The 2,856-nt window shown below is 53.6% G+C and carries 1 protein-coding gene; it reads right to left on the bottom strand.

What is annotated here, in order from left to right; translation table 11 throughout:
- Positions 1 to 242: 242 nt before the first annotated feature.
- Positions 243 to 2,856, bottom strand: a 2,614-nt coding sequence (locus ACSQ3I_RS28040; RefSeq protein WP_436004452.1) for a beta strand repeat-containing protein, incomplete at its 5' end; no start/stop codon positions are given.

Raw genomic sequence — 2,856 nt, forward strand, 5'->3', positions numbered from 1 at the left:
ATATTGGCCCTCTCCCCTGATTGTCCGCGTTTATAAGTTAGCTCTGTTCATGTTTGCCGGAAAAGTCCAGCTTCCGGCGGTCAAGGTTCGGACTCAGAACATCAACATCTGGGAATCGATCGAAGGGCCTTAAACGGTTCCTACTTTTTAGGGGGATACAAGCCAGTATACTTAATATTACATATATATCGGTGATTGCAAAAAAGAGGCGGCCATAAACCGCCTCTAAAATTTAAACGGATTCAAACACCAACATAAAACTCGTCCGCGTCCCACGAGCCCAAAACTTGGGCGGTAACAACCGCGACCAGCGACACTTCGCCAGCAACCAAACTCCCATTACTTCCGGCATTCGCATAATAAATGTATGCGTTGTTGTCCTGATACGCGAGCAGGAAGCCTGTCCAATCACTCGCAACAGTCATCGATGTAAGGGCTGAAGACGTGCCTGAGCGAAGTCCCTCATAGAGGTTTGCAGCACTGCTCGCGCCGAGATCAAGATCAAGATCTCCCCCCTCAAGAGTGAAGTTAAACTCATAAATTGAAGTGTTTCCAGAATTCCCTGGGATAACGATACCCGTGCTGAAGATGGAGCCAATGGTTTCAAATCTATTGTCCGATAGGACATTGTTGTTACCATCACCAGCACTCGTGTCACCATTTGCGAACCGCAGATAGTCATCCGATGTGCTAAAGCCAATTATCGTATCGACCGACCCACCCAATGTTGCCAAACGAACGTCGTCACTGCTTCCGGTGCTCTCCGTAAGATTGATGCTGTCGCGACCACCGCCGCCATTAATATAATCGCCACCGTTGCCACCGATGATGGTATCATTGCCATCGCCACCGATGATGGTGTCGTGGCTGGAACCACCGGTGATTGTCAGGTTTTCCGACTGATTCGATAGATTCAAGGTGACGGGGCCGCTGATCGTTGTCAGCATCACATTTTCGATCCCGACAAGCTGGCCGTTCGAGGAACTGGCGAAACCACCAGTAATCCTCAATGTATCGGCGGTACCATCGCCGAGATTGATTGATGTAAAGCCAGAAAGCGTGTTGGTCACCGTGACCGTATCGTTATTCGTGCTGCCAATCAGATTGAGGACCTCCACGTTGGACACAGTTGGCATACCAGTGGTGAAATCCATTGTACCGTCGACATTCACGTTTACCGTGTCACCAGTACCGTTGGCGTTGCCGCCCATGTCGATCTTGGAGAAAGCGTCGTATTGCGCCGCTGTCAGTGTGATCGTCTGGTTGTAGCTGCCGTTGTTGCTTGTGAGGGTTTCGATATTGGTAATCGTCCCACCCGTCAGATCGAGTGTGCCACTGGTTGCATTGAAGTTGAGGATATCACGGTCCCCGCTATTGGTATTGTTACCGCCGTCGATTGTGGCCGCCAACCCGCCAACGGCGACGTGGATTATATCGTCCCCGTCACCGCCTCCAATTACGTCACTGCTGGTGCTGTAGATCGTGTCGTTGCCGCCGCCGCCGAAGATATAGTCGAGGCCGGTAGAGCCGTACATAGTATCGTTGCCGCCGAAGCCGTAGGACGCGGATGTTCCATAATTACCAGCCAGTGCAGCGAAATTGTTTACCGCCGGGCCACCGATCTGAATTATGACCCCACTGTTGCCTGTTGCCTGACCGTCAGAAATGCTGAGGGGTCTTTGTTGGATCGAACCGCCGACATTGTTGAATTCCAGCACCGTCAATGTATTGCTGCCGGTACTGACTTGGCCGTCGAGGAAAGTATCGAGGGTACTGTCTGTAATCGTAAACGTATTCGAATCCGGGTCGGCGAGCGTGAATGAGATACCAGTCGCAGTGGCTGCGAAGTTGGAGATTACCGGCGCAACATTCGCTGATGTGGCATTGATCGTGAAGGTCTGTTCCGAATAGAGACCACCTGCGTCGGTAGCGCGTACTTTGACATCATAGTTGCCGGCCAAAAGCCCAGCCTGCGCGACAGTCACCACGCCATTGGCGTCGATGGCGAAACGTCCACCAGCATTATCACTGAGCGACCAGGTGAAGCTTGCATTGTCGACATCGGTCGCCGTTGCGGTGATGCCGACTGCAGTTCCGACCGCTGCGTTGGCGGTCACGGTGTTGGCCGCTATGTTACTGTCCGTTGGCGTAGTCGGTGCTTCGTTGACATTGTTGACCGTGACCGTGACGGTCTCCACGTTGGATACCGCTCCGGTACTATCGGTAGCGGTCAATGTCACGCTGACCTTATGGTCGGGACCGACGTTAGCATCTTCGTAATTGATGCCGGCCTTGAGATACAGCTTGCCGTCGGCGCCAATCGTGAAGAAACCTGGATCGTCACCACCCAGGACGACGGTACGGGCGCCATCTTCAGGGTCGATTGCGACGGGAGTGCCGAGAGCGATAGCGGCGGCATTGTTCTCATCGACTTTGTAGGAGCCGTCTGTCTCTGCGGTCAGTCCAGCCTCTGCCGTGAACGTTAGGGTCGGTGCGTCATTGACGTTGTTGACAGTGACGGTGACGGTTTTCGCATTAGATACCGCGCCGGTACTATCGGTAGCGGTCAGCGTTACGCTGACCTTATGGTCGGGGCCGACGTTAGCATCTTCGTAATTGATGCCAGCCTTGAGATACAGTTTACCGTCGGCGCCGATCGTGAAGAAACCCGGATCGTCACCACCCAGGACGACGGTACGGGCGCCATCTTCAAGGTCGATTGCAACGGGAGTGCCGAGAGCGATAGCGGCGGTATTGTTCTCATCGACTTTGTAGGAGCCGTCTGTCTCTGCGGTCAGTCCAGCCTCTGCCGTGAACGTCAGAGTCGGCGCGTCGTTGGCACCGTTGATGGTGACT

Origin of the sequence: Rhizobium sp. LjRoot30, assembly GCF_964253915.1 — a bacterium.
Classification (GTDB): Bacteria; Pseudomonadota; Alphaproteobacteria; order Rhizobiales; family Rhizobiaceae; genus Metarhizobium.